At 63.9% G+C, this 22,875-nt stretch carries 22 protein-coding genes; 7 read left to right on the forward strand and 15 right to left on the reverse strand.

Annotation, left to right across the window (positions count from 1 at the left end):
• Window positions 1-22 precede the first annotated feature (22 nt).
• Window positions 23-2,308 carry a Sec-dependent nitrous-oxide reductase gene (gene nosZ, locus KTQ37_RS02915; protein WP_218628955.1) on the reverse strand — a complete coding sequence of 762 codons (2,286 nt, stop codon included), beginning with the start codon at window positions 2,306-2,308 and terminating at the stop codon, window positions 23-25.
• Window positions 2,309-2,507: 199 nt separating this feature from the next.
• Between nosZ and KTQ37_RS02920 the strand changes: the two genes are divergently transcribed.
• A complete protein-coding gene (locus KTQ37_RS02920) occupies window positions 2,508-2,963 on the forward strand; it encodes a copper chaperone PCu(A)C (protein ID WP_218628956.1) in 456 nt (151 codons plus the stop codon).
• A gap of 69 nt (window positions 2,964-3,032) precedes the next feature.
• Here KTQ37_RS02920 and menA read toward each other — a convergent pair whose 3' ends face one another.
• From menA to KTQ37_RS02990, 14 genes are all read right to left on the reverse strand, one after another.
• The gene (gene menA / locus KTQ37_RS02925; RefSeq protein ID WP_218628957.1) at window positions 3,033-3,914 is read right to left on the reverse strand and encodes a 1,4-dihydroxy-2-naphthoate octaprenyltransferase; all 882 of its coding nucleotides are present in this window, start codon (window positions 3,912-3,914) and stop codon (window positions 3,033-3,035) included.
• An 8-nt stretch (window positions 3,915-3,922) separates the two neighbouring features.
• Window positions 3,923-4,678 carry a ubiquinone/menaquinone biosynthesis methyltransferase gene (locus tag KTQ37_RS02930; protein ID WP_218628958.1) on the reverse strand — a complete coding sequence of 252 codons (756 nt, stop codon included), beginning with the start codon at window positions 4,676-4,678 and terminating at the stop codon, window positions 3,923-3,925.
• 85 nt (window positions 4,679-4,763) lie between these two features.
• Window positions 4,764-5,036, reverse strand: a complete 273-nt coding sequence (locus KTQ37_RS02935; protein WP_218628959.1) for a hypothetical protein — start codon at window positions 5,034-5,036, stop codon at window positions 4,764-4,766.
• Window positions 4,993-6,552, reverse strand: a complete 1,560-nt coding sequence (locus KTQ37_RS02940) for a cytochrome D1 domain-containing protein (protein ID WP_218628960.1) — start codon at window positions 6,550-6,552, stop codon at window positions 4,993-4,995. The genes KTQ37_RS02935 and KTQ37_RS02940 overlap by 44 nt, the downstream gene beginning before the upstream one ends.
• The gene (gene nirJ, locus KTQ37_RS02945; RefSeq protein WP_218628961.1) at window positions 6,527-7,738 is read right to left on the reverse strand and encodes a heme d1 biosynthesis radical SAM protein NirJ; all 1,212 of its coding nucleotides are present in this window, start codon (window positions 7,736-7,738) and stop codon (window positions 6,527-6,529) included. Before nirJ ends, KTQ37_RS02940 begins: the two co-directional genes overlap by 26 nt.
• A 3-nt stretch (window positions 7,739-7,741) precedes the next feature.
• Entirely contained in the window at window positions 7,742-8,224 is a 483-nt protein-coding gene (gene ahbB, locus KTQ37_RS02950; protein WP_218628962.1) for a siroheme decarboxylase subunit beta, read from the reverse strand.
• Window positions 8,221-8,694: an Lrp/AsnC family transcriptional regulator gene (locus tag KTQ37_RS02955; protein ID WP_218628963.1), complete on the reverse strand. Its 474-nt coding sequence runs from the start codon at window positions 8,692-8,694 to the stop codon at window positions 8,221-8,223. Before KTQ37_RS02955 ends, ahbB (KTQ37_RS02950) begins: the two co-directional genes overlap by 4 nt.
• Window positions 8,691-9,683 (reverse strand): siroheme decarboxylase subunit beta, encoded by a 993-nt coding sequence (ahbB, locus tag KTQ37_RS02960; protein ID WP_218628964.1) that lies wholly within the window; start codon window positions 9,681-9,683, stop codon window positions 8,691-8,693. The genes KTQ37_RS02955 and ahbB (KTQ37_RS02960) overlap by 4 nt, the downstream gene beginning before the upstream one ends.
• A 2-nt stretch (window positions 9,684-9,685) precedes the next feature.
• Complete coding sequence (locus tag KTQ37_RS02965) at window positions 9,686-10,834, reverse strand: cytochrome D1 domain-containing protein (protein ID WP_218628965.1); 1,149 nt, start codon at window positions 10,832-10,834, stop codon at window positions 9,686-9,688.
• Entirely contained in the window at window positions 10,831-11,154 is a 324-nt protein-coding gene (locus tag KTQ37_RS02970) for a c-type cytochrome (protein ID WP_233676775.1), read from the reverse strand. Before KTQ37_RS02970 ends, KTQ37_RS02965 begins: the two co-directional genes overlap by 4 nt.
• A complete protein-coding gene (gene cobA / locus KTQ37_RS02975) occupies window positions 11,147-11,941 on the reverse strand; it encodes a uroporphyrinogen-III C-methyltransferase (RefSeq protein ID WP_218628966.1) in 795 nt (264 codons plus the stop codon). The genes KTQ37_RS02970 and cobA overlap by 8 nt, the downstream gene beginning before the upstream one ends.
• A gap of 102 nt (window positions 11,942-12,043) precedes the next feature.
• Window positions 12,044-12,457 (reverse strand): cupredoxin domain-containing protein, encoded by a 414-nt coding sequence (locus KTQ37_RS02980; protein ID WP_218628967.1) that lies wholly within the window; start codon window positions 12,455-12,457, stop codon window positions 12,044-12,046.
• Between the two features lie 60 nt (window positions 12,458-12,517).
• Window positions 12,518-14,314, reverse strand: coding sequence for a NapC/NirT family cytochrome c (locus KTQ37_RS16920; protein WP_301654107.1), 1,797 nt, complete (start codon window positions 14,312-14,314; stop codon window positions 12,518-12,520).
• A 117-nt stretch (window positions 14,315-14,431) separates the two neighbouring features.
• Window positions 14,432-16,111: a cytochrome D1 domain-containing protein gene (locus KTQ37_RS02990; protein WP_218628968.1), complete on the reverse strand. Its 1,680-nt coding sequence runs from the start codon at window positions 16,109-16,111 to the stop codon at window positions 14,432-14,434.
• 269 nt (window positions 16,112-16,380) lie between these two features.
• Here KTQ37_RS02990 and KTQ37_RS02995 point away from each other — a divergent pair, with 269 nt between their 5' ends.
• From KTQ37_RS02995 to KTQ37_RS03020, 6 genes are all read left to right on the forward strand, one after another.
• Window positions 16,381-17,598 carry an NnrS family protein gene (locus KTQ37_RS02995; RefSeq protein ID WP_236021016.1) on the forward strand — a complete coding sequence of 406 codons (1,218 nt, stop codon included), beginning with the start codon at window positions 16,381-16,383 and terminating at the stop codon, window positions 17,596-17,598.
• 100 nt (window positions 17,599-17,698) lie between these two features.
• Window positions 17,699-18,154: a c-type cytochrome gene (locus KTQ37_RS03000; protein ID WP_218628970.1), complete on the forward strand. Its 456-nt coding sequence runs from the start codon at window positions 17,699-17,701 to the stop codon at window positions 18,152-18,154.
• A 12-nt stretch (window positions 18,155-18,166) separates the two neighbouring features.
• Window positions 18,167-19,525, forward strand: a complete 1,359-nt coding sequence (locus KTQ37_RS03005; RefSeq protein ID WP_218628971.1) for a cbb3-type cytochrome c oxidase subunit I — start codon at window positions 18,167-18,169, stop codon at window positions 19,523-19,525.
• A 26-nt stretch (window positions 19,526-19,551) separates the two neighbouring features.
• Window positions 19,552-20,358: a CbbQ/NirQ/NorQ/GpvN family protein gene (locus KTQ37_RS03010; RefSeq protein WP_218628972.1), complete on the forward strand. Its 807-nt coding sequence runs from the start codon at window positions 19,552-19,554 to the stop codon at window positions 20,356-20,358.
• An 8-nt stretch (window positions 20,359-20,366) separates the two neighbouring features.
• Complete coding sequence (locus tag KTQ37_RS03015) at window positions 20,367-22,316, forward strand: nitric oxide reductase activation protein NorD (protein ID WP_218628973.1); 1,950 nt, start codon at window positions 20,367-20,369, stop codon at window positions 22,314-22,316.
• Window positions 22,313-22,873, forward strand: coding sequence for a cytochrome c oxidase subunit 3 family protein (locus KTQ37_RS03020; protein ID WP_218628974.1), 561 nt, complete (start codon window positions 22,313-22,315; stop codon window positions 22,871-22,873). The genes KTQ37_RS03015 and KTQ37_RS03020 overlap by 4 nt, the downstream gene beginning before the upstream one ends.
• Window positions 22,874-22,875 lie beyond the last annotated feature (2 nt).

Genomic DNA, 22,875 nt, shown 5'->3' on the forward strand with positions numbered 1-22,875 from the left:
ATGGCCGCCGCCCAGGATCACGTCACTGCTTCACAGCGCCATGCTCATCCAGGAAGTTCTTGGCGCGCAGACCGATATCGGCGGCTTTAACCTGGTACTGCCACCACTGACCGGCCCAGAGGGTCGCGTTCTGCCAGTCTTCCTTCTCGGCTGCGGCTTCGGCCTTGGCCTTGGCCTCAGCGGCGAAGTTCAGCTGGTCGGTCGCGTCTTCCACCAGCGAGACAACTTCCGGGAAGTCCTTGAAGTTGCGCTCGGTGATGTAGGTCACGACCGAGTCGATGACTTCCTGCGTCGCCACGTTGTTCGCGGTCTGCTTGTCGTAGTCATCCTTGCTGTAGGTCTGACCCTCGGTCACAGCACCGGCCTCTTCGACGTAGCCCTTCGGACGCACGGCCAGGAAGCCGGTCATCTCGAGGTGCAGCGCCGAGCAGAACTCGGTGCAGTAGTACGAGAAGACACCGGGTTTGTCGGCGACGATCTTCGCGGTCGCGGTCTTGCCGGGTTCAAGCGACAAGTTGACGTTGTAGGTCGAAACCGAGAAGCCGTGGGTTTCGTCTTCTGCACGCTCGGAGTTGGTGATGATGAACTCGACGGTGTCGCCTTCGTTCACTTCCACGATTTCCGGGGTGAAGTGCGAACGGATCGCGGTCATGTAGACCTTGACGTTCGTGCCGTCACGCTCGATGCGCTCCTGGCCCGGACGCACCGCGCCTTCGTGCCGTTCGCCCGTGCGCGAGTTGGTACCGTACTTGTAGCGGACCAGCGGCTGGAGCTTCTCGGCCGAGATGGCGGTGGCGTAGTGGGGTTCACCCAGCGGCACCGGCATATCGTAGAGCAGTTCCATCTTGTCGCCCGAGATATCGATCAGCTGGTGGTTCTGCGGATGCAGCGGGCCCACGGGGTTGAACCGGTCGATCGCCAGTTTGTTCAGGGCGATCAGGTATTTACCCTTCGGATTGACGGTCTCGCCTTCCATCGCCACGAGGTGGCCGATGTTGTAGTGGATCGAGATCTTGTCGAGCACCTTGCCTTCGCAATAGTCCCACTTGGCAACCTGGCTGTCCACGTAGAGCGAGGTGTAGACGACGCAAGGCTTGCTGTCATACTGGGTATGCAGCGGACCAAGGCCGAGCGGCACCTGCGTGTGGATCGCGTCTTCCATGGCGATCACGGGAATACCATAGGGGTCCGTGCCGCTGAACTTGCCGGCATCGATCGAAGCCTTGATCTTCTCGAACGAGTAGACCGAACCCTGCGTGTCGAGCTTGCCGCCGACGATGATGTATTTCCCGTCGGGCGAAACGTCCACGCCGTGCGGCGATTTCGGTTCGGCGACAAGGTACACCAGGCCCTCGGCGATCGCGGTTTCCATGCTGATGACCGGGTGGTCATTGATCATGGTAACCTTGCCGGCCTTGTAGACCTCTTCTGCCTTCTTCCAGTTGATGATGTGCAGATAGTCGGTGTCGTTTTGCGAGCAGCCGGCCTCGAAGGGCGGACGGCCCGACTCGATGCCGCCGACATAGCGTTCGGCGCAGAACGAGTTGGTGAACGACCAGCCATCCGACACGAGCTTACCGGCGTCAGACAAGTCCTGGCTGTAGGGCGGCAGTTCGATCGAGAACGAGTTCTCGGGCTCGATGCGGCCTTTTTCGCGGTTGAACTTCCAGTAGGTGACAGCACCGCGGAACTTTTCGTTGAACTGCGACAGCGGCGCATAGCCGCGGCCCAGAACGCCCGGATACTGCGCGGCCTCGATCACGTATTCCGAGTTCGGGGTCACGAAGGTGCCGCCGTGTTCGGATTGCAGGATCGGGTTGACGACGATCTGCTGGGTTTCGAAGTCATGCAGCGAGATCACGCCGACGCGCGGAGCCGACTTGTCGTTGATGAACAGGTATTCGCCATCGACGTCGCCGTTGGTCTCGGTGATCGCCGGGTGGTGGGTATCGCCCCACTGGATTTCCCGCCCGTCGATCTTGCCCTGCTCGAGGATCGCTTTCGATTCCTCGTCGAAGCCGTAGCCCTGCCACGGTTCGGGCGTGAACACCGAGACGTATTTCAGAATACGCATGGACGGCACGCCATAGACCATGACCTGGCCCGATTGACCGCCCGAGGAGAACACGATGAACTCATCGCGCCCGCCGGTCGGGGTGTAGGTTTTCGCCGCGGAGACCAGATCCTGCTGGGTCAGGCCGCGCCGCGCCATCACCTCGTCGAGCGTTTCCGCAGAAGCGCTCATAGCCATGCTCATGGCCACGATTCCCGTCGTGGCAAGCAGGCGCTTGTGAATGGTCTTGACCATTGTTTGCCCTCGCTTTCGAGCCGTTTGCGTTGGACGCGTTTCCCGATGACGCAGACGGCCCGTAAGCTGCGCCGCGACTCTCTTCACATGTAGGTGAGGGAGTCGCCTTGACATATGTTAAGGCTTGAATACCAGTTTGGACGCAGGTTGTCGGCGAGGCACCTGATATGCCTCGATCATTCCGGAAAAGAGGCCCCCGATGAAACGACGTTCCGCGATCTTTGGCTGCGCAATGATGCTTGTTCTTGCGCCAATTGGCGCCCTCGCACAGGAGGCAACCGCGCCCGGGCTTGAGATTTCGGGCGGTTTTATGCGCGCATCGCCCATGGTTGCGGCCGCTGGAGCGGGTTTCATGACCATCCGCTCGACCGGCCCCGAGGACCGGCTTGTAGCTTTCCGCTCGCCCGCCTGCACCCAACCCGAACTGCACACCCACGTGCATGACAACGGCATGATGCGGATGCGTCAGGTTGACGCAATCGACATTCCCGCGGGCGGCGAGGCGGTACTCCAGCCCGGCGGGCTGCACCTGATGTTCATCAATCTGACCGAAACGCTGGAAGAAGGCGCGCAGGTGCCCGTCACTCTGGTCTTCGAAAAGGCGGGCGAGGTTGCGATCGAACTGCCCGTCAAGCGTGCGGGTGCGATGAACTGAGTCCCTGCGGTTCAAGCATCCCTCGGGGGCCACCGGGCGTTCGGTGGCCCTTTCCTTTTGCGCATCGGCTCAGGCGGCGATGACGCCGATCAGCAGCAGCATCTGGAACAGCGCGGTCTGCGCGATCAGCCGGTTCAGCCGCGCCGAGATCGGCCAGTGCCACATCGCATGGCCGAGCCAAAGTGCAAGCAGCCCCGCGGGAGCCAGCGTCAGCGCGGGCCGAAGCCAGGCCGCCACCGCCAGCGCGCCCAGCAGGAAGGCGAAATACACCAGCCGCGAGGGGCGGTCGCCGATCACGATAGCCAGCGTGCGGCGCCCGGCGCGCGCGTCCTGCGCCCGGTCGCGGTGGTTATTGAGCATCAGAACCGCCGCGCCCGGCAGACCGATCATCGCCCCAAGCGCCAGCGTCTGCGGCGCAAGCGGCGCAACACCTTGCAGCCAGGCCGTGCCCGAAACCGCCACGAGCCCAAAGAACAGGATCACCAGCGCCTCGCCAAAGGGCAGGCCCGACATCGGGTAGGGCCCCATCGAGTAGAGATAGCCGAAGGCCAGCGACGCAAGCCCGATCGCCACGATGGGCCAGCCGCCAAGCGCTGTCAGGTAAAGCCCTGCAAGCACGGCGACACCAAAGGCCGCCAGTGCCCCGCGCCGCACCTGAGGCGCTTTCAGCAGCCCAAGTGCGGTCATGCGCGGCGGGCCAAGCCGGTCGTCGCGATCCACGCCGCGCTCGGCATCGGCGGCATCGTTCCACAGGTTGGTGCCGATCTGGATCGCGGCCGCGGCCAGCATCGCCGCCAGCGTCACATCGGGCCGCCACAGCCCCTGCCCCGCCGCCAGCCAGCTTCCGGCCAACACCGGCATCAGCGACAGGCTGACCGTCTTGAACCGCGCCGCCATGATCCAGAGCGCCGGGCGCGGCAGGCTTGCAAGGCGCTCTCTGACGTCGGACATGCTTTGGGTCATTGCGGTTTCTTCGCTATCTGCATCCGGGCCACGCCAAAGACGAAGGCGCGTTCCTCAACCAGCTCCAGCCCGGCGGCGGCAATCTCGCGCGCCATGTCCTGCCGCGCGGGGAAGCGCTCGATCGACTCGACAAGATATTGGTAGGCGCCCTGGTCGCGCGCCACAAGGGCGCCAAGCCGCGGGATCACATGGCGCGCGTGAACGCCATAGAAAGGGGCAAACCACGGATCTGGCTTGGAAAATTCCAGCAGCACCAGATGCCCGCCCGGCGCCAGCACCCGTGCAACCTCGCGCAGGCCCTGTGCCGGATCGCTCATGTTGCGCAGCCCGAACGAGAGCGTCACCATCGCGACCGACGCCGGGGACAGGGGCAGATCCTCGCCCGCCGCCTGAAGATATTCGAGCGCATCCCCCGCCCGCTCGCGCGCAACGCCCAGCATCCCCGCCGAAGGGTCGGTCACGATGATGCGCCGCCCGGGCAGAGCCGCCCGCAGCGCAATCGCGAGATCGCCGGTGCCGCCCGCAAGATCGACGATCGGCGCCTCGCCCGGCTGAAGATGATGCAGCGCGCGGGAAATCACCTTGCGCTTCCACAGCCGATGTGTGCCGAAGCTCATCAAGTCGTTCATCAGGTCGTAGCGCGGGGCGATGCGATCAAACAGCGCTCGGACCTCGTCGCGACGGATTTCCTCGGCAACGCTTTGTTCGCCGAAGCTGGTCCGCAGATCATCAAGTTGGCTTGCGCGCGGCATCGTCCTGTCCTTCGGTGAATCGTCGTTTCCGCGCACAGGCTATTGCCCGACGCGGATCGTTTCTTTGACTTTTCTCAACAGGGGTTCAGCGGCGCCCTTCGGCTTCGTCGATCAGGCCCTTGACCCATTTCGCCGCCAGCCAGGTCGCCGGGACGCCAAGCGGGATCGAGACCCACAGCGCGGTCAGCGGCGGGATCGCGGGCAGGCCAAGGCGCTGCCACATCAGCCCCAGAAGATAGAGGTTGATCGCCACCGCTGCCGCCGTGAACGGATAGAGCAGGATCGCCAGCCGGCTCAGCCGCGGGCCCGCGGGCTCAGTGGCTGGTTCCGGCTTCGAAGCTGATCTTGTTCCAGACATTGTATTTCCCCGAAGGCTTCTTCATCGGCAGGCGCTTGATCTCTTCGAGCGTCTTGGCATCGTAAACGATAACAGCCCCGTCGTCTTCCCAGATCGAGACAAGCGCCTCGTCGCCGTCCTTGGTGAATTCGACATGCGCCACGGTCTTGCCCGGCTCAGGGTCGAGCGTCTTGACGATCTCGAGCGTCTCCTTGTCGATGATGTGCATCTTGTCCTTGTTCGGGCCAAAGAACACATCGGCCCAGGCATAGGGCGAATTCGAATGGCTGCGCATGAAGAAGCCGGGGCCGAGCGTCTCGATCCGCTTCACCGTCTTCCAGCTTTCCATATCGATGACCGAGATCGCCGGGTCTTTCAGATGCGGCGTGGCCATGACGGTCGTGCCGTTCCACGGCCAGGTGATACCCGACCCAAGATGCGGCATCCCCGGCAGATCGACCTCGGCCACTTCCTTGCCGATATCGAGATCCAGCACCAGCCCGCGCGCCCCGTCGCGCGAGGCGCCGATCAGGTTGGTGTAGCTGAGATCGAAGAAGAAGTCGTCCATGATGTCCGAGACCGGGATCTTGCGCACGGGGAAGCGCTCGGTCGTCTTGATCGCGGGTTCCATGCGGTAGTCATGGGCAAAGCCCTGCACCGGCGGGTTGTCGCCGTAGAAGACTTCCCAGACCTGCGGAAGATCCTTGAGCGCAAGCACAAAGCTTTCACGCGGAGGAGCCTGATAGACCGCCGACACGCGCGAGGGCACTCCGCCCGACCCGGTCACGTCGATGATCTTCTGCACGCCCAGATCCTCGGTCGCGAGGATGGTCAGCGTCTGCGGCAGGTAGTTCGCAACCGCAAGCCACTTGCCATCGCCCGACATGGCGATGTTGCGGCTGTTGAGGCCTGCGCGCACCTGCCCCACAACCTGGAGCGACCAGATATCGTATTTCTGCACCCAGCCGTCGCGCGACATCACGAAGACATAGCGCCCATCGGGGCTGAACTTGGGCCCGCCATGCACCGCGAAGGGCGTGGCGAAGCGGTCGAGCACCTCGAACGTGTCGCCATCGAGAACCGAGACATGGTGGTCCCCGGTTTCGACAACCAGCGTGATGTTCATCGGATCGGCGGTGAAGACCGGCGCTTCGGCAGCCTTGTAGTCAGCCGACAGATCGCGGCTGGCATTGGCATCCTCGACGCTCCAGCGCGGGGTCTCGGCCAGCGGGGTTTCCAGATAGCGCGCGATGGCGGCGACCTGCTCGGGGGCGAGCGTTTCGGCAAAACCCGCCATCTGCGTCGCGGGACGGCCGTCACTGATCACCTTTTCCAGCGCCGGGCCGAACATGCGGCCAAGCGTCTCGGGGATCAGCGCGGGGCCGGTGCCGCCCAGGCGGTTCTCGGCGTGGCAGGCGGCGCAATGCTCGGCAAACAGCGCCTGTGGGTCGGGCTCGGCCAGCGCGGGTCCGGTTGCGGCCAGAACCAGCGCGATGGCGCCTGCCAGACGGTCAGAAGAAACGATGCTGCGGATCATGGCTCTTGCCTCGGAACGGAGTGACGGTCACGCGCGGGCCATCGGCCTCAAGGCCGATTTCCGACGCGGAGAGATAGCAGGCGGGGTCTTCCGCCCAGGGGTCGCCGGTCAGTTGCAGCGCGCGAATGCGGGTATTGCCGCCGCAGACCGACTTGTAGGCGCAGGCGCCGCAGCGACCCTTGAGCGGGCGCGGCCGGGTGCGCAAAGTCGCCAGCATCTGGTCATCGCCGGTCCACAGTTCGGAGAAGGGGCGCTCCTTGATCGAGCCGACGGTGTAATCCGACCAGTAGGTGTCGGGATGCACCCGCCCCTGCGTGTCGATATTGGCCACACCCAGACCCGAGCTGTTGCCGCCCCAGGCCTCGAGATGGGCGCGGATATGCTCGGCCTTCTCGGGGAAGTTCTTCTCGACCCAACGCAGGAAATAGACAGCGTCGGCGTCGTTGTTGCCGGTGACGATCTCCAGCGGCATGTCCTCGGCCACGGCGATCCAGGCGCGATCGAGCAACTCGTCCATCGCCGCGCGGGTGCGGGCGTGTTCGGTATCCTCGCCCCGGTGCTTGTCGCCGCGCCCGGCATAGACGAGGTGCGACAGGTAGAACTTGTCCACGCCCTCGCGATCGCACAGGTCCATCATTGCGGGCATCTGTTCGGCATTGTCGGCGGTGATGGTGAAGCGCAGCCCCACCTTGACCTTCCGCTTGAGCAACTCGCGCACGCCGACCAACGCCGCGTCGAAAGCGCCGTCGAGGCCGCGGAACCAGTCGTTCGTCGCACCGATCCCGTCAAGCGAGATCCCAACGTAGTCAAAGCCCAGATCGGCGATGCGCCCGGCATTCTCGGCATTGATCAGCGTGCCGTTGGTGGACAGCGACAGGTGACGGAAGTTCAGCTCTTTCGCGCGCTCGGCCAGTTCGAAGAAGTCGAAACGCGAGAGCGGCTCGCCCCCCGACAGGATCAGCGCCGGAATGCCGAACGCCTTCAGGTCGTCCAGCACGCCCATCGCCTGTTCGTGGCTCAACTCGCCCGGGAAATGGGTGTCGGCCGAGGTGGTATAGCAATGCCGGCAGCGCAGGTTGCAGCGCCGCGTGAGGTTCCAAATCACCACAGGCTTCACGGGGCCACGGCGCTCGCGCACCGGGGTCGGCGCGACAAGCTCGCGCATGTATTGCGTCAGACGGAACATGGATCAGCCCTCTCCCCGGATACGTAATCCGGTCTTTTTCAGGATACGGGTGGAATAGAGGATATCCTTGGCCCGACAGGCGGGACCAAGAAGATCGGAGATCACGGCGCGTTTGGCCTCGACCTCGTCGCGGGAAGAGCCATGGACCATGGCAAAGAGGTTGTAGGGCCAGCCCTCGGCGCGCGGACGAAGATAGCAATGCGAGACGAAATCGAGCGCGCCGACCTGCGCACCAAGTTCGGTCGCCCGGTCGTCCTGCACATCCCAAACAGACATGCCGTTCGCCGTCATGCCAAGCGCGTAGTGGTTGGGGGCAAGCGCGATGCGGCGGATCACGCCGCGCTCTTGCATGGCGCGCATCCGCGCCATCAGCACTTCGACATCCAACCCCAGCTGCCCCGCGATCTCAGCGTAGGGCTCGGAGGTGACCGGAAGCCCGGCCTGGGTCGCTGCGATAATACGTCTGTCGATAGCGTCGATACTCATGCCGGAACCCGAAAGCCGATGAAGAACTCTTCGAGCTTTGGGAAACGGTGGACGCACATCCCCGTTTCCCGCTCGATCGCATCGGCTGCCTGCGTGATCCCTTCGAGCGTCTCCGCCGCGAGCACGAACCACATGTTCAGCCGGTGCGTGCGTTCATAATTGTGCGCGACCTCCGGATGGGCATTGACCAAAGTCATGACCTGCTCGAATTCGGCCTCGGGGACTTCCATCGCGCAAAGGCAGAAAGCTCCACCCATGGCGGCAGCATCGTAGAACGGCCCGAACCGCGTGATCGCGCCAAGTTCGCGCAGGTGGCGGATGCGGGTGATCAGGTCCTTTTCCTCCAACCCCAGTTGCTCTGCCGCAACGGCGAAAGGATGCGGAGCGATCGGAAAACCGTCCTGCAGCGCGTTCAGGATCTTGCGATCCTCCGCGTCGAGCACATCGGGCGAAAGCGGCGCGCGTCTCATTCGGCAGCCTCCAGAGCAGGGCGGGCCTGAAGCATCGCCCCAGTCTGCTTGAAGCAGCGGACCGAGAACAGCACGCGCGGCTCGGCACCGGCCAGTTCAGGCAGCGCGGCGGCTCCCGCGATAACCTCAAGCGCCTCGGAACGGGTCTTGGCGTGCACCATGCAAAACAGCGGATGCTCCCACCCTTCTGACAGGCGGCGCTCATAGCACAACGTCACGCCGGGATGACCGATCAGCGCCTTGCCCGCGGCCTCGACCTGATCAAGCGGCATCTTCCAGGTCACCATCGCGTTCGAGCGCCAGCCAAGTGCCCGGTGGCGCACGATGATGCCCATTCGGGTGATGATACGCGCCTCGCTGAGCGCGGCGATACGTGCGATGACCTCATCCTCGGTCATGCCAAGACGGGCACCAATCTCGGCGAAGGGTTGGGGCACAAGCGGCAAGCCATCGGTCAGCGCCTGCAGGATCGCGCGATCGCCGTCGCGGATCGCATCGAGATCGGCGGGCTGATCGAGCTTGAGCACATGGCGCGGCCCCTCCAGGCGGAAACCAAGATCGACGTTGAACGCCCGCTGCAAGGGCAGGTTCAGCACCCGCAACCCGCTGCGTTCAGCGATACGCTCAAGGATCTCGGCAAGGCTGTCGGCATCGGGGGCGGTGGCGACGAACCAGATGTTCCACTCATCCTCGCGCAGGTAGGAATGGTTGACGCCCGGCTCGGACCCGACGATCTGCGCCACCTCTTCGATACGCCACTCGGGCACCGCGAGCGCCGCGAGCGTCGACGCACCAACGGTATTGGGCCGACAGGTCGCACCCACACGGGCCATGGTGCCGCTGTCGCGCAGCTGCACCAGGCGCATCAGCACCTCTTCCTCGGTCTCGTTCAGCATCTGCGCCATGGTCGCAAAGGGGCGAGCCACCAGCGGCAGGTCGCGCTGCCATTCATCCAGAAGGCGCATGTCGAGGGGCGTCAGAAATGCCATGATTACAATCCCAGTCTGTGGGCGCGCGCGGTGAAGAAGATCCCCGAGGGGCTCTCGGCCGCGATCTCGCCGATGGGTTCCAAGGTGGTGGTGTCATAGATCACCACCTTGTTCTCGTCCCGCACCGAGACCCAGGCTTCGGTCCCGCGCGAGGTGAATTCCATGTGCAGCACGGCAGGGCCGGGCTTCATCTCGCCGACAACCTCATGCGTCATCGAATCGATGACCTGAACAGTATCGTTGTCGGGATGAGCGAAATTAACCCAGACCTGCCGCCCACCGGGGCGCGCCATGGCAAAGACCGGCTGTCCGTGAGTGGCGGTTCGGCCCGTTTCTTCCAAAGTGCGCGAATCGATCCAGAGCACTTCGTGGTGGTGGATCGCGGGCAGCACGATCTGGTCGCCCGCTTTCGCCCAACCTTCGAGGTGCGGCATCTTGTAGACCGGCATCTCCTCCTTGCCGCGCCCGTATTGGGGCAGGATGCGGCGAGGCTCGGGCACTTCGGCCCAGAGGTCGATCGAGGTCAGCCCGTCCTCGCCGAACAGCCCGGCGATATAGGTGCGTCCATCATCGGTCACCAGCGCATCGTAAGGCTCGGCGCCGATGTTGCTCAGCGTGGTGATCTTGGGCTCGGGACCCGACATGTCGACGATCTTCGTCTCGCCCGTATCCCAGACCGAGAAGACAAACTTGCGGCCCGGCGCGTCTTCCAGCCCAAGCGCCTTGCCACCCGCGGGAATCGCCACGAGCTGCTCCAGCGTCTCGGCATCGAAAATATTCACGCCGCCGGGTTCGTAATTCGCAACCGCGATCAGCTTGCCATCGTCGGAAATCGCACCGCCGATGGAGTTGCCCGCCTGCACGACGCGCCCGACGATCTGCTGCGTCAGCAGGTCAAGCTTCGTCAGCCCGCCGTCGCGACCGAAGATATAGGCAAAACGCTCGTCCGCCGAAAAGACCAGCGAGGCGTGCGACAGATCGCCGAACCCTTCGACCCGGCCAATCGCGGCACGTTCGGATTGATCGACAATCAGCACCGAGCCCGTCGCGCGTTCGACCACGACCCCCAGATCGCCGGTGGCGCGCAACTCTTGCGCGAATGCGGGGGCGGTGAGGGCGGTGCACAGCAGGAAAGCAGCAAGACGGTTCATTGGTTTTGATCTTTCAGCAGGTAATCGGCGATCCAGTAGGCCTCGGCCTCGCTCATCAGCGGGCGCCAGGGCGGCATCGCGGTATTGGGCACACCGTCGAGAATAACAGTGGCGATCAGTTCGCGGTCCTGGCCCTCCAGCGCCTCGGGGGTCAGCGGACTGCCAAGCCCCCCCTTGCGCGTCAGCCCGTGGCACGAGCCGCAATCCTGGACGACCAGATGCTCAAGCTGCGCCGCGCGCTCCGGCCCCACCACTTCGGCGGTGGCCGGCAGCGTGATCGCAAGCAACAGCAGGACGGCGGCGGCGAGCATCTTAGGCATGGCACCGCTCCGCGCCGGGATCGGCCAGAACGGCCGTGCACAGGCAGCCAGCGCTGGTGCGCCCCGAGAGGCCCGCAACCGCGCCCACGATGAAGATCACCGGGCTTTCGAGGTCCGAGCGCGCCAGATCTCCCTCGATCCGGTCAAGCCGGGAATCGAGGCGCTGCTCTTGCGCGGTGGTGGCCGAGGCGACCGCCATGACCGGGGTCGATCCTTCCAGCCCATGCGCCATCAGCTGCGTCGCGATCAGGCGGATGGTTGCCTTGCCCATGTAGAAAACGAGCGTGGTTTCCGGGTCGGCAAGCCCCGCCCAGTCGAGATCGAGCATCTCGTCGGCCTTGCAATGGCCGGTGATGTAGCGCACCGAACGCGCGAGACCACGATGCGTCAGCGGCACCCCGGTGGAGGCCGAAGCCCCCTGTGCCGCGGTAATGCCCGGCACCACGGCGAAGGGCACACCGGCCTCGGCCAGTCGCGCGGTTTCTTCGCAGCCACGGCCGAAGATGAACGGATCGCCTCCCTTGAGGCGCACCACGTTGCGGCCCGCCTGCGCGTAACGCACGAGAATTTCGTTGATTTCCTCTTGCGGCACCGGGTGGTGATGCGTGCTCTTGCCAACGTTCACCCGCTCGGCCTCCGGCGGAATCATCGCCAGAATCTCGGCGGCGACAAGCCGGTCATAGACCACGACATCGGCGGAGCCGATCAGCCGCGCCGCCTTGAGGGTCAACAATTCCGGGTCGCCCGGACCTGCGCCGACAAGTGTAACCGTCCCTATGTTACCCATGTCACGTCCTCTGCTTGGAATTACTCCAACCGACCATGCCAAAACTGACCCGCGATTATCTTGACGGAAGTCAATCTTGGCCGATCCAGGTGGAATTTCCTGCTAGGGCTTGACGATGACCTTGCCAATCATGTCGCGGCTTTCCCAATGCGGGCCGCACAGATAGCCCCATTCGCCGGGGATATCGAAGGTCTGCTCTGCGGTTTCTTCGGGGAACAGGCGCTCACTTTCGGGCTCGCCCGCATCGCGAAACCAGGTCGAATGCGAGGTGCGTTTGTCCACGTTCACCCAGCGAATCGTGGTGCCCGCAGGAACTTCGACCTCGATCGGGCAGAAGGTGTATTTGTACATCAGAACGACCTCGACACCCTCTGCTTCCGCCGAAGGGTGGCCATAGATCTCGGCATAGCGCTCCTCTGCCTCGGTGCAGATCGCGGCGATCTTGACAGGGTCGGTCTCGGCTAGGGCCGGCGCGGCCCAGAGCGCGGCAAGGGCGATCGGAAGAATGGCTTTCATCGTCAATACTCCATCCGGAAAAGGAGAAGGGCGGCAGGTTACCCCGCCGCCCCGTCCTTGTCACTGCGCCGTGGCGTTGATTTCCACGTTGGGATCGTCAAGCCCCAGTCGCCAGTCCATCGAGACATGGTGGAAGCGCGCGGTGGTAAAGTCGTCGTGGATCGCGAAGCCCACGGTGTAGACCTTGCCAGCCTCGATCTTCACATCGCCCGGCGCCCCGGTGTCGAGCGGCCGCTTGATGACCACGGTCCAGGTGTCGCCTTCCAGCGTGACCGAGGTGTCGATCGGTGCGCCCTCATCCACACGGCGTGCATCGAGGATGTGGCCGTTGTTGCCGCCGGTCGGGTTGGCGCGCAGAAGGTCCATGAAGGTGCCGCCATCGAGATAGGCCGCGATCTCATCCTCGGACTTCAGCTTGTCCCATCCACCGAGCGGTGCGTTGTTACGCCCCTTCAGCTCGATCTCGGTACGCGATTCCGCGATGTATTTCGAGACAAACTCGCTGGCGCCGATGCGCTGCGCGACATCCCCTGCCGCCGCCAGAGCGTCCGCTTCCGGAGCGTCAGGCATGTAGCGGCTGTCGTTGTGGCAGGTCGCCCAGCAACCGGCCTGCTCGACATACTCGATGCCCTGACCCGCGATCATCATGGCAACCTTGACCGGGTTTTCGGGATCCATCTTGCCGCCTTCGACGAAGGGCACGGGCGTATGCGCCGCGGCCTTGAACTGAAGGCGCAGATAGAGGTTCTCGGCATCGTGGGTCGCCTGAAGCGACGCGTCGATCGAACCGCGCTTGCCTGGGATCGGGGTCGGCTCGGCCTTCTCGCCGGTCACGATCTTCTGACCCATCGCAGGGAGTTCCTTGGCGTGGCAGGTCGAGCACTTGTCGCCGCCTTTGGTGAACGGACGAGCACCGCCATGCGTCTTGCCGTTCTGCACCCATTCGAAGCTGGCCTGACCCGGGTAGAACATGGTCACCGTAATCGGGCTCGCCTTGCCCCAGTCGATCCCGACGTCGGCGGTTCCGCTCGAAGCTGCAGGAGCAGCCGAGGCGGAAGCCCCCGCATCGCCACCGCTGGCAGCAGCCTTGGCCTGTTCGACCGCAGCGGCAATGCGCGCCACAACGGCCTCTTCTGCGGCCGTGGCAGCTGCCGCGGCAGCTTCGGCCTCGGCGGCCTCTTTCGCTTCGATCCGCGCCAGGCTCTCAAGGTATTCCTGCGGGATCTCGCGGGCAAACTTCGGATTCGGGGCTTCGAGCTGGGCGAGGTATTCCTCGTCGGCGCGGTCACGCACATTCGTGTGCGCAATCCCCTTGTGGCAGTCGATACAGGTCTGGCCCGTCTCGATCGCATTCATGTGCTGCTGGCGCGCGCGCGGGCGCTGCTTTTCGGGCAGCATGGATTCGAAATCGTGACAGTTGCGGCACTCGCGCGAATCCGACGATTTCATCCGCTCCCATTCGTTCATCGCCAGATGAAGCCGCTTGGCGTCGAACTTCTCGGGCGTCGAGATCGAGCCGGTCAGCTTGCCCCAAACCTCTTTCGAAGCCTTGATCTTGCGGATGATCTTATGCGTCCAGTCCTTCGGCACGTGACAGTCCGAACAGACCGCGCCCACCCCCGAACGGTTCACGTCGTGGATGGTTCCCTTGTATTCGGCATAGACGTTATCCTCCATCTCGTGACACGAGATGCAGAATGGCATCGTGTTGGTGGCTTCCATCGCGGTGTTGAAGCCGCCCCAGAAGACGATCCCAGCGATGAAGGCTGCGGCTGCGCCCATGACGGGCACGCCGAAATAGACGTAGCGGCGCCAAAGGCGGCCGGTTTTTTTGGATTCGGTAGTGTCGTCAGACATGATCGCTCCTGCGCGGCGGAGGGGTCTTGGCGTCTGGCAGCACCCGTCCAGCCCTATGCATGGGAAGAAAAGGGGCCGCCCCGGTATCCGAGGCGGCCCGCTGCACGTAACCCGTTATCAGGTCACGTGATTGGTGCGGTTGTAGACGTTGAACTTGCCGGTCGGGGCATAGAGGCCCTTCACGCGGGCTTTCTCTTCCAGCGTCTCGGCGTCGTAGATCACCATCTCACCGTTCGGCTCTTTCGAGTCGCTCATGTTCCACTTGGACACCCACACTTCCGTGCCGTCCTTGTTGAACTCGAAGTGAACCGCAGCGCTACCGGCTTCGTCCGTGACCTGAATAGTCTTGGCGATTTCGCCGGTCGCCTTGTCGATGACCTGGATCGACTGCTGCACTTCCGGATCCGGGTGCTTGGTCTGGTCAGCCCAGACGTACTTCGAATTCGGATGGGTGCGGATGAACAGGCCGGGGCCGTCCGTCTCGACCGTGTAGCAGACTTTCCACGCCTGGTCGGCATGGCCCTCGGGGTCGTTGCCCCAAACGGTCACGGTGCCTTCACCCAGGTGGGTGGTGCCGGCGACCGGGCCGCAGTTCGGGTCATCCCAGTTGGCGCCCGGGCCGGGGTGCGGCAGCGCGCCGACGTCGATCATCGCTTCAAGCTTGCGATCTTTGGTGTCGACCACGACCATCTTGTTCGAGGCATTCGCGGCGATCTGGAAGTAACGGCCGGTGGTATCGAAGAAACCATCGTGCAGGAACTTGGCCGAGTTGATTGCCTCGATGCGCAGGTTGTCGAGATCGGAGTAGTCCACCTGCCACATCTGACCCAGTTCCTTCACGGCCACCAGGAAGGTCGGCTCGTTCGGGGTGGTGTAGATGGCGGCCACGCGGGCTTCTTCGACATAGTTGCCGTCGACGTTGATACCGCGGGTCGAGACGACCTTGAGCGGTTCCATGGTCTCGGCATCGGCGATCACGAAGTGCGGCGGCCAGTAGCCCCCACCGATCACGTACTTGCCGTCGCCCGAAACGGCCACGTCACGTGCGTCATGGGCGATGTCAACCTCGGCGACCAGCATCTTCTCGGGCGTCTGCCAGAGGTCGATCTTGGTCATCTTGCCGTCGCGGCCCATGGTGTACCAGAAGCGGCCCGGGTTTTCGGTGTGCTCGGTGTTGTGGTGCTCGGAGGCCTTGATCACGTGCACGGCGTAGCCGGTCGGGATGTGGGTCACGACTTCCTTGGTGTCGCCGTCGACGATGGCAACCTTGCCGACGTCACGCTCGATCACGACGAAGAAGTTTTCCCAGTTGCGGCCGTGCAGCGGCTCGGTCGGGTAGTCCTTCGGATCGACATAGACCTTGCGGCTGGCTTTCATCTGCTCAAGCGACCACTCCGGGGGCTTGGGCGCATCCATCTGGATGTAGGTCGCCATGTCCTTGATTTCCTGCTCGGACATGATGTCCGAGAAGTTGTTCATCCCGCCTTCGGTGCCGAAGGAGATGATCTTTTCAAGGCGTTCCTGACCAAGCTGCAGCGTGCCGCCCTCGGTGACGGTGCCGTCGGCTGCGGTTTTCTTCCAATGCGGCTCGAGGTTCTTACCGGTGGCGCCTTTGCGCAGAACACCGTGGCAACCCGCGCACTGCTGGAAGTAAATCTCTTTGGAATGCTCGAAGGCTTCCGGGCTCAGCGTCGGGGCCTCCTGGGCAAAGGCAGGCAGCGCCACGCCGGTGAGCAGCACCGCGAGGCTGGCGACCGAGCCCAGGCCGAAGCGTTTCGTAATTCTCTCAAGTGACATGATCACTCTCCTGTGGGGGCGATGAGGCAGGTGCGACACTGCCCGGAGAGGGCGCGAGATACATTGACCAAAGTCAAGTTTCTGTGAGGTCAGTTTGATGGTCCGATCCCGCGCAAAAACTTCTAATTATTGCAATATGTTACGAAAAAGCCGCTCCGGCGCGCCGAATTTTGACTTTCGTTAAGGTCGAGCGAGAGGCGCCGACTCATGGTCGGGAGGACATGTTGTTTTCGGGTCGCCGTGCGATCCAGAACCTGGAAGGCACCCCCATGAGCGTATTCGCACGCATCCTCTCGGAAAGTTTTCGGATTTTCTTTCTGGCCACACTGATCAGCGCGATCGTGTTGCTTGGCGTCTGGCTGTGGATCTACAGCGCAGACCTGATGGGTCTTGGCTCGACCGAATTTCCCTTTGCTCCGGCGGCGATGCACTGGCACGCGCATGAGATGATCTTTGGCTTTGCCACGGCGGCCGTCGGCGGATTCTTTCTGACTGCCGTGCCGAACTGGACCGGCGCCGCCGGCGCGCGGTCGCGTTTCATAGGTACGGCCGCGGCGCTTTGGCTGGCCGCTCGGATCGCGGTGTGGTTCTCGGGGCTTCTGCCCCCCGGTGTCGTTGCAATCATCTGTCTCGCCTTCCTGCCGTTTCTGGGGGCGCGAATCGCGATGCTGCTATTCAAGCGGCCCAAACCGCAAAACGTGATCCTGCTGGCGGTCCTGGCGCTGATCTGGGCGGGAGAGCTTCTGGTTCAGGCCGACTGGATGGGCTGGAGCTGGGGCGATTCCGGGCGCGGGCTGCGGGTTGCGCTGCTCGCACTTGTCGCGCTGATCGCGGTGATCGGCGGGCGCGTGACCCCCGCCTTTACCCGCAACGCGATGATCCGCACCGGGCGCGAGCACGACCTGCCCGCAAGCGGTGGGCGACTTGATCTTGCAGGAAGTGCTGCGGCAATCGCCACCGCTGGCCTCGCCGCCCTGCCGATACCCGAGGTCATTCCGGGCGCGGCGGCCTGCATCGCCGGGGCGCTGGCGCTGATCCGGCTTGCGCGCTGGCAAAGTCGCTGGACGCGCCCCTTCGCGATTCTGTGGACGCTGCACCTGTCCTACGGCCTGCTCGGGCTTGGTCTGATTGCCCTTGGGCTGTCATGGATGGGAATCGGTTCTGAAATAGCGGCGATTCACCTGTTGGGAATCGGCGGGACGGGCGGGATGATCCTGTCAGTGCTTAGCCGTGCAAGCCTTGGGCACACCGGGCGCCCCCTGATCGCACCGCGTCCGGTTGCAATCGCCTATGCGCTGATCCCGTCGGCTGCGGTCCTGCGCTGGCTGGCCCCGCAGGCGGGCACGCTCGAACCCCTGCTGACGATCGCTGCGGGCCTTCTGTGGCTGGCAGGCTTCAGCCTTGCGCTGGCGGCAATGGGGCCGATCCTGACCGCGCCCCGCGCGCCGCGCGAACCGGCCCCGCCCGTCCCGCCGCATCGTTCGTGATCACGCACAGTTCACGAACGATTGACTTTCGTTAAGGCGGCTACCCCCCAGGCTCTGTCATCTGGGCAGACCGATCAACCGCTCCGAAAAGGAGAGCGCAATGCGCGAAGTCATGACCAAGAGCATGGCCCGAAACATATTCTATGGCGGGTCACTGTTCTTCATCATCATCTTCCTGGGCCTCTCGGCGCAGACCCACATGTACATCCGTACCACCTCGACCAACGAAGCCACACTTACGGACTCGGTCAAGGCGGGCAAGCGGATCTGGGAAGAGAAAGCCTGTATCAACTGCCACACCATCCTTGGTGAAGGCGCCTATTTCGCCCCCGAACTGGCCAATGTGATGACCCGCTGGGGCGTCGATCCGGCCGACCATGAGGGAGCGATGGAATCGCTGAAGGCCTGGATGGATGCGATGCCCACGGGCATCGAAGGCCGCCGTCAGATGCCGCAATTCAATCTGACGGACGAAGAGTATCAGCAGCTCGCCGACTTCCTGCTCTGGGTCGATACTATCGACGCCCAGGACTGGCCGCCGAATGATGCGGGCTGAGGGAGAACCATCATGAAATACGAATCGCAAAAAATCGCCTTGGCCTATATGGGCGTGGCACTGGGCCTCTTTCTGATCCAGGTCACAATGGGGCTCGTCATCGGCTGGATCTACGTCTCGCCGAACTTCCTGTCCGAGGTTCTGCCCTTCAACATCGGGCGGATGCTGCACACCAACGCGCTTGTCGTGTGGCTGATCACCGGCTTCTTCGGCGCTGCCTACTTCCTCATTCCGGAAGAATCCGAGCGTGAGATCCACTCGGTCAAGCTGGCCTACATTCAGCTGATCATTCTGGTTGTCGGCACGCTTGGCGCAGTCATCACCTACACCTTCAACCTGTTTGAGGGGAACATCCTGCTTGGCAAAGAGGGGCGCGAGTTCCTTGAGCAGCCGATGTGGGTGAAGGCCGGTATCGTCGTTGCCGCGCTGATCTTCCTCTACAACGTCTCGATGACGGTGCTGAAGGGTCGCAAGACCGCCATCACCAACATCCTGCTGCTTGGCCTCTGGGGCCTGGCGCTGCTGTTCCTCTTCGCCTTCTACAACCCGTCGAACCTCGCGCTCGACAAACAATACTGGTGGTACGTCGTCCACCTGTGGGTTGAAGGCGTGTGGGAACTGATCATGGCCGCGATTCTCGCCTACCTGATGCTCAAGCTGACGGGCGTGGACCGCGAGATCGTGGAAAAATGGCTCTATGTCATCGTTGCTGCCGCGCTCTTCTCGGGCATCCTTGGTACCGGTCACCACTACTACTGGATCGGCGCACCGGGCTACTGGCAGTGGATCGGCTCGATCTTCAGCTCGCTTGAGATCATTCCGTTCTTCGCGATGATGGCCTTTGCCTTCGTCATGGTCTGGAAAGGCCGTCGTGACCACCCCAACAAGGCCGCCCTGCTGTGGTCGCTCGGTTGTGCCACGCTCGCCTTCTTCGGTGCCGGTGTCTGGGGCTTCCTGCACACGCTGCACGGGGTGAACTACTACTCGCACGGCACGCAGATCACCGCGGCGCACGGCCACCTTGCCTTCTTCGGCGCCTATGTCTCGCTGAACCTGGCGATCATGAGCTACGCTATCCCGATCCTGCGTGGCCGCGATCCCTACAACCAGGTGCTCAACATGGCCTCGTTCTGGCTGATGTCGGGCGGCATGACCTTCATGACCTTCACGCTGACCTTCGCTGGCACGGTGCAGACGCACATGCAGCGGGTTCTGGGCGATGGCTTCATGGACGTGCAGGAGCAACTCTGGGTCTTCTACGTCATGCGCTTCGGCTCGGGCGTGGCGGTCGTGGTCGGCGCTCTGCTGTTCATCTACGCTCTGGCGAAGCCTCGGCGTGAGGTGATCACCTCAGCCGCTCCGGCCGAGTGATGCAACCCAAGACAGGACATCAGGATATGAACGCGCACAACATCACGAAGGAGGGGGCGGCAGCCCCCTTCTACCTCCCCCAGAGCGACGAATGCGACGTCTTTGCCGCTGCCGCCGCCTGCGATCTTCCCGTCTTGCTCAAGGGCCCCACGGGCTGCGGCAAGACCCGCTTCGTCGCCCATATGGCGGCCAAGCTTGGCCGGCCGCTCTACACGGTTGCCTGCCACGATGATCTTTCCGCCGCCGACCTGATCGGTCGCTACCTGCTCAAGGGTGGCGAGACCGTCTGGGTCGATGGCCCCCTGACCCGCGCCGTCCGCGAAGGCGCGATCTGCTATCTCGATGAGGTGGTCGAGGCGCGCAAGGACGTCACCGTCGTGCTGCACCCGCTCACCGACGACCGCCGGATCCTGCCGATCGACCGCACCGGCGAGGAACTGGAGGCCGCGCCCGGCTTCATGCTGGTTGCCTCCTATAACCCCGGCTATCAGAATATCCTCAAGACCCTGAAACCCTCGACCCGTCAGCGTTTCGTCGCGATGGAGTTCGACTTCCCCGCCGCGGAGCACGAAATCCCCGTGGTGGCCCGCGAATCCGGCCTGCCCGAGGAACGCGTCAAGCCGCTCGTGCGGCTCGCGGGCAAGCTGCGCGCGCTCAAGGGGCAGGATCTGGAAGAGGGAGTTTCGACCCGCCTTGTCGTCTATGCCGCAACGCTGATCGCGCGCGGTATGCCGATCGAGCGGGCCATCGACACCGCGATGATCGAACCCCTTTCGGATGATGAGGATGTGAAACGCGGGCTCCGCGATCTCGTTACGGCCATTTTCGGGTGAGGCAAGCCGTGACCGGGATCGACTTCGAGCCATGGGAACCCGAAGAAAGCGTCGGGAAACTATGGCACGCCCTTGCCAGCCGTTTTGACGCCCCCGAGGCGTATGACGGAGCCCGTGTCGACCTCTCCGAGGTCGGCGGACGGCTGGCAGTCCTTTTCCGCGCCCTGGGGGGTGCTGCGGCCTGCGAAATCCGGCCGGTGTCCGAGGAGGTCAGCCACCACCGGCTGTCCTTCCTGCGCCGCCTGGGAACCGAGGCCGAGGCCCTCCCGCGCGCAAGCCTTGATGGGGAGGCCCTGCGCCTTCCCGTCTCCTTGTCCCTTTTCCCCGCGCGTGAGGCCAATGCCGCCACATATGTCTGGCTGGCCGCGATTTCGGCGCGCGCTCCGGGCGGCATCACCCTGCCCGAGGATCTCTTGCAGGCCGATCTTGCGCGGATTGCGCTGGCGCGCCGCATGGTGGCCGACACATTGACCGAGGCGCCGGGCTTCCGCAGCCTCTACTCCGACCTTTGCGCCGCTACGCTTGCGCTGCGCCCGCGCCCCTCGCTGCCCGCCGCCGAGGCGGCCGTCGAGGCGCTGATCCGCGCGACGCTTGGCGATTCGACCCCGCTGTCCGATATGGCGCGCGGCTACGAGGCCGCGATGAAAGAGGGGCGGCTGAACACCCTGAGCACGCCGCGCGGCTATCAGCCCGCGCGCCCGGTCTCGCTCTGGCCCGATCTGCGTCGCGTCGAAACCTCGGCCGAGAACGCCGTAGAGACCCGCGATGCCGAGTCAGAGAACCTGATCGACGAGAACCCCGGAGAAAAGACCCATCGCGCCCGTCGTCGCAAGGCCGACCAGGTTGAGCGCAACGACAGCTTCATCCTGCACAAGTTCGAAGCGATCCTGAGCTGGGCCGAATTCATCAACCTCAACCGCCGGGTCGATGACGACGATCCCGACAGCGCCAAGAAGGCCGCCGACGATCAGGAAGAGATCGGGCTGGGGCAAATCTCCAAGGCGCCCGCGACGCGGCTCAAGCTGCACCTCGACCTTGCGCCCGAAGATGTGGACCGCGAGCGCCTGGCGGGCAAGTTCCTCTACCCCGAATGGGATGTGCGCACGGGCGCCTACCTGCCCGATCATTGCAGCGTCTTTGCCAGCCCTGCCGAGGTGCGGCCAGATGCGCCGTCGCCCAGTGCGGACCCGCGCGCCAACCGCCGCATCCGCGCGGTCAAACGCCAGTTCGAAGCGCTGCGGCCCGGCCGCATCTCGACCTCCGGGCATCTGGATGGCGATGAGCTGGACATGGAGGCCGCCGTTCGCGCGCGTGCCGACCTGCTGGCGACCGGCGAAGCATCGGAGCGGATCTGGCGCCAGACCCGCCCGCTCAAGCGCGATCTTGCGGTGTCGATCCTGCTCGATGTGTCGCGCTCTACGGAAAGCGCCGTGTCGGGCCGCGCCGTAATCGACATCGAACGCGAGGCGCTGGCCGCATTGGCCTGGGGTCTTGATGCCTGCGGCGATGATTTCGCGATCCATGCGTTCTCGTCGCTCAAGCGCAACCGGGTCTACATGCTGAACTGCAAGGAATTCGGCGAGCCGATGGGCCCTGCGATCGAGGAGCGTATCGCCTCGCTCCGCCCGGGCTTCTACACCCGGCTTGGCGCCGCGATCCGCCACAGCTCGGCCGATCTTTCGCGTCAGGCGCGCAAACGGCGCCTGCTGCTGGTAATCACCGACGGCAAGCCCAACGACCTCGACCATTACGAGGGCCGCCACGGCATCGAGGACAGCCGCATGGCGGTGCTCGAGGCGCGCCGCGCGGGCCATTCGGTCTTTGGCATCACCATCGACCGCGAGGGCAAGTCCTGGTTCCCGCGGATCTTCGGGCGCGGCGGCTTCGCCGTGATCCCGCATCCCGATCACCTGACCGCCGCCCTCCCCGAGATCTACCGGCAACTGGTGGGAGCATGACCGACACGACACCCGAGGCCCATCCGCTCGAACAGCTTCCCGGCGATCTGATGATGTGGGTGCTGATCGTGTCGGAACTGCTTGTCTTCGGGGCGGGGCTCGCGGCCTTCCTGAGCGTTCGGATCACCGACCCGGCGGGCTTCGCGAGCGCGCAGGATCATCTCCATCGCGCGGCCGCGGGGATCAACACGCTGGTCCTGGTCACCTCGGGTTTTCTTGCCGCCCTGGCGGTGCGCGCGGCCGAGCATGGCCGGATCGCCCGCACCCGGATGTGGCTTTCCGCGGCCTCGCTGCTCGGGGTTGTGTTCCTGGTGATCAAGACCTTCGAGTTTATCGAGAAGGCGCAGCAGGGCATCGGGATCGAGACTAGTACCTTCTTTACCTTCTATTACCTGATGACCGGTTTTCATGCCGCGCATGTCGTCGCCGGGATCGTCATCCTGGGCCTCGTCGGCATCCGCTGCACTCCGCGCACGGTCGAGGTCGGCGCCGCCTTCTGGCACATGGTCGATCTGGTCTGGGTGCTGCTTTTCCCGGTGATCTATCTGTTGAGGTAAGC

It is taken from the genome of Sedimentimonas flavescens, from assembly GCF_019264375.1.
In the GTDB taxonomy this organism is placed as follows: Bacteria; Pseudomonadota; Alphaproteobacteria; order Rhodobacterales; family Rhodobacteraceae; genus Rhodobacter; species Rhodobacter flavescens.

Bases quoted from the DNA above. Each gene is read 5' to 3' on its own strand.
- nosZ (WP_218628955.1), bottom strand. From the start codon at position 2,308: ATGGTCAAGACCATTCACAAGCGCCTGCTTGCCACGACGGGAATCGTG.
- KTQ37_RS02920 (WP_218628956.1), top strand. From the start codon at position 2,508: ATGAAACGACGTTCCGCGATCTTTGGCTGCGCAATGATGCTTGTTCTT.
- menA (WP_218628957.1), bottom strand. From the start codon at position 3,914: ATGTCCGACGTCAGAGAGCGCCTTGCAAGCCTGCCGCGCCCGGCGCTC.
- KTQ37_RS02930 (WP_218628958.1), bottom strand. From the start codon at position 4,678: ATGCCGCGCGCAAGCCAACTTGATGATCTGCGGACCAGCTTCGGCGAA.
- KTQ37_RS02935 (WP_218628959.1), bottom strand. From the start codon at position 5,036: ATGTCTGGAACAAGATCAGCTTCGAAGCCGGAACCAGCCACTGAGCCC.
- KTQ37_RS02940 (WP_218628960.1), bottom strand. From the start codon at position 6,552: ATGATCCGCAGCATCGTTTCTTCTGACCGTCTGGCAGGCGCCATCGCG.
- nirJ (WP_218628961.1), bottom strand. From the start codon at position 7,738: ATGTTCCGTCTGACGCAATACATGCGCGAGCTTGTCGCGCCGACCCCG.
- ahbB (WP_218628962.1), bottom strand. From the start codon at position 8,224: ATGAGTATCGACGCTATCGACAGACGTATTATCGCAGCGACCCAGGCC.
- KTQ37_RS02955 (WP_218628963.1), bottom strand. From the start codon at position 8,694: ATGAGACGCGCGCCGCTTTCGCCCGATGTGCTCGACGCGGAGGATCGC.
- ahbB (WP_218628964.1), bottom strand. From the start codon at position 9,683: ATGGCATTTCTGACGCCCCTCGACATGCGCCTTCTGGATGAATGGCAG.
- KTQ37_RS02965 (WP_218628965.1), bottom strand. From the start codon at position 10,834: ATGAACCGTCTTGCTGCTTTCCTGCTGTGCACCGCCCTCACCGCCCCC.
- KTQ37_RS02970 (WP_233676775.1), bottom strand. From the start codon at position 11,154: ATGCCTAAGATGCTCGCCGCCGCCGTCCTGCTGTTGCTTGCGATCACG.
- cobA (WP_218628966.1), bottom strand. From the start codon at position 11,941: ATGGGTAACATAGGGACGGTTACACTTGTCGGCGCAGGTCCGGGCGAC.
- KTQ37_RS02980 (WP_218628967.1), bottom strand. From the start codon at position 12,457: ATGAAAGCCATTCTTCCGATCGCCCTTGCCGCGCTCTGGGCCGCGCCG.
- KTQ37_RS16920 (WP_301654107.1), bottom strand. From the start codon at position 14,314: ATGTCTGACGACACTACCGAATCCAAAAAAACCGGCCGCCTTTGGCGC.
- KTQ37_RS02990 (WP_218628968.1), bottom strand. From the start codon at position 16,111: ATGTCACTTGAGAGAATTACGAAACGCTTCGGCCTGGGCTCGGTCGCC.
- KTQ37_RS02995 (WP_236021016.1), top strand. From the start codon at position 16,381: ATGAGCGTATTCGCACGCATCCTCTCGGAAAGTTTTCGGATTTTCTTT.
- KTQ37_RS03000 (WP_218628970.1), top strand. From the start codon at position 17,699: ATGCGCGAAGTCATGACCAAGAGCATGGCCCGAAACATATTCTATGGC.
- KTQ37_RS03005 (WP_218628971.1), top strand. From the start codon at position 18,167: ATGAAATACGAATCGCAAAAAATCGCCTTGGCCTATATGGGCGTGGCA.
- KTQ37_RS03010 (WP_218628972.1), top strand. From the start codon at position 19,552: ATGAACGCGCACAACATCACGAAGGAGGGGGCGGCAGCCCCCTTCTAC.
- KTQ37_RS03020 (WP_218628974.1), top strand. From the start codon at position 22,313: ATGACCGACACGACACCCGAGGCCCATCCGCTCGAACAGCTTCCCGGC.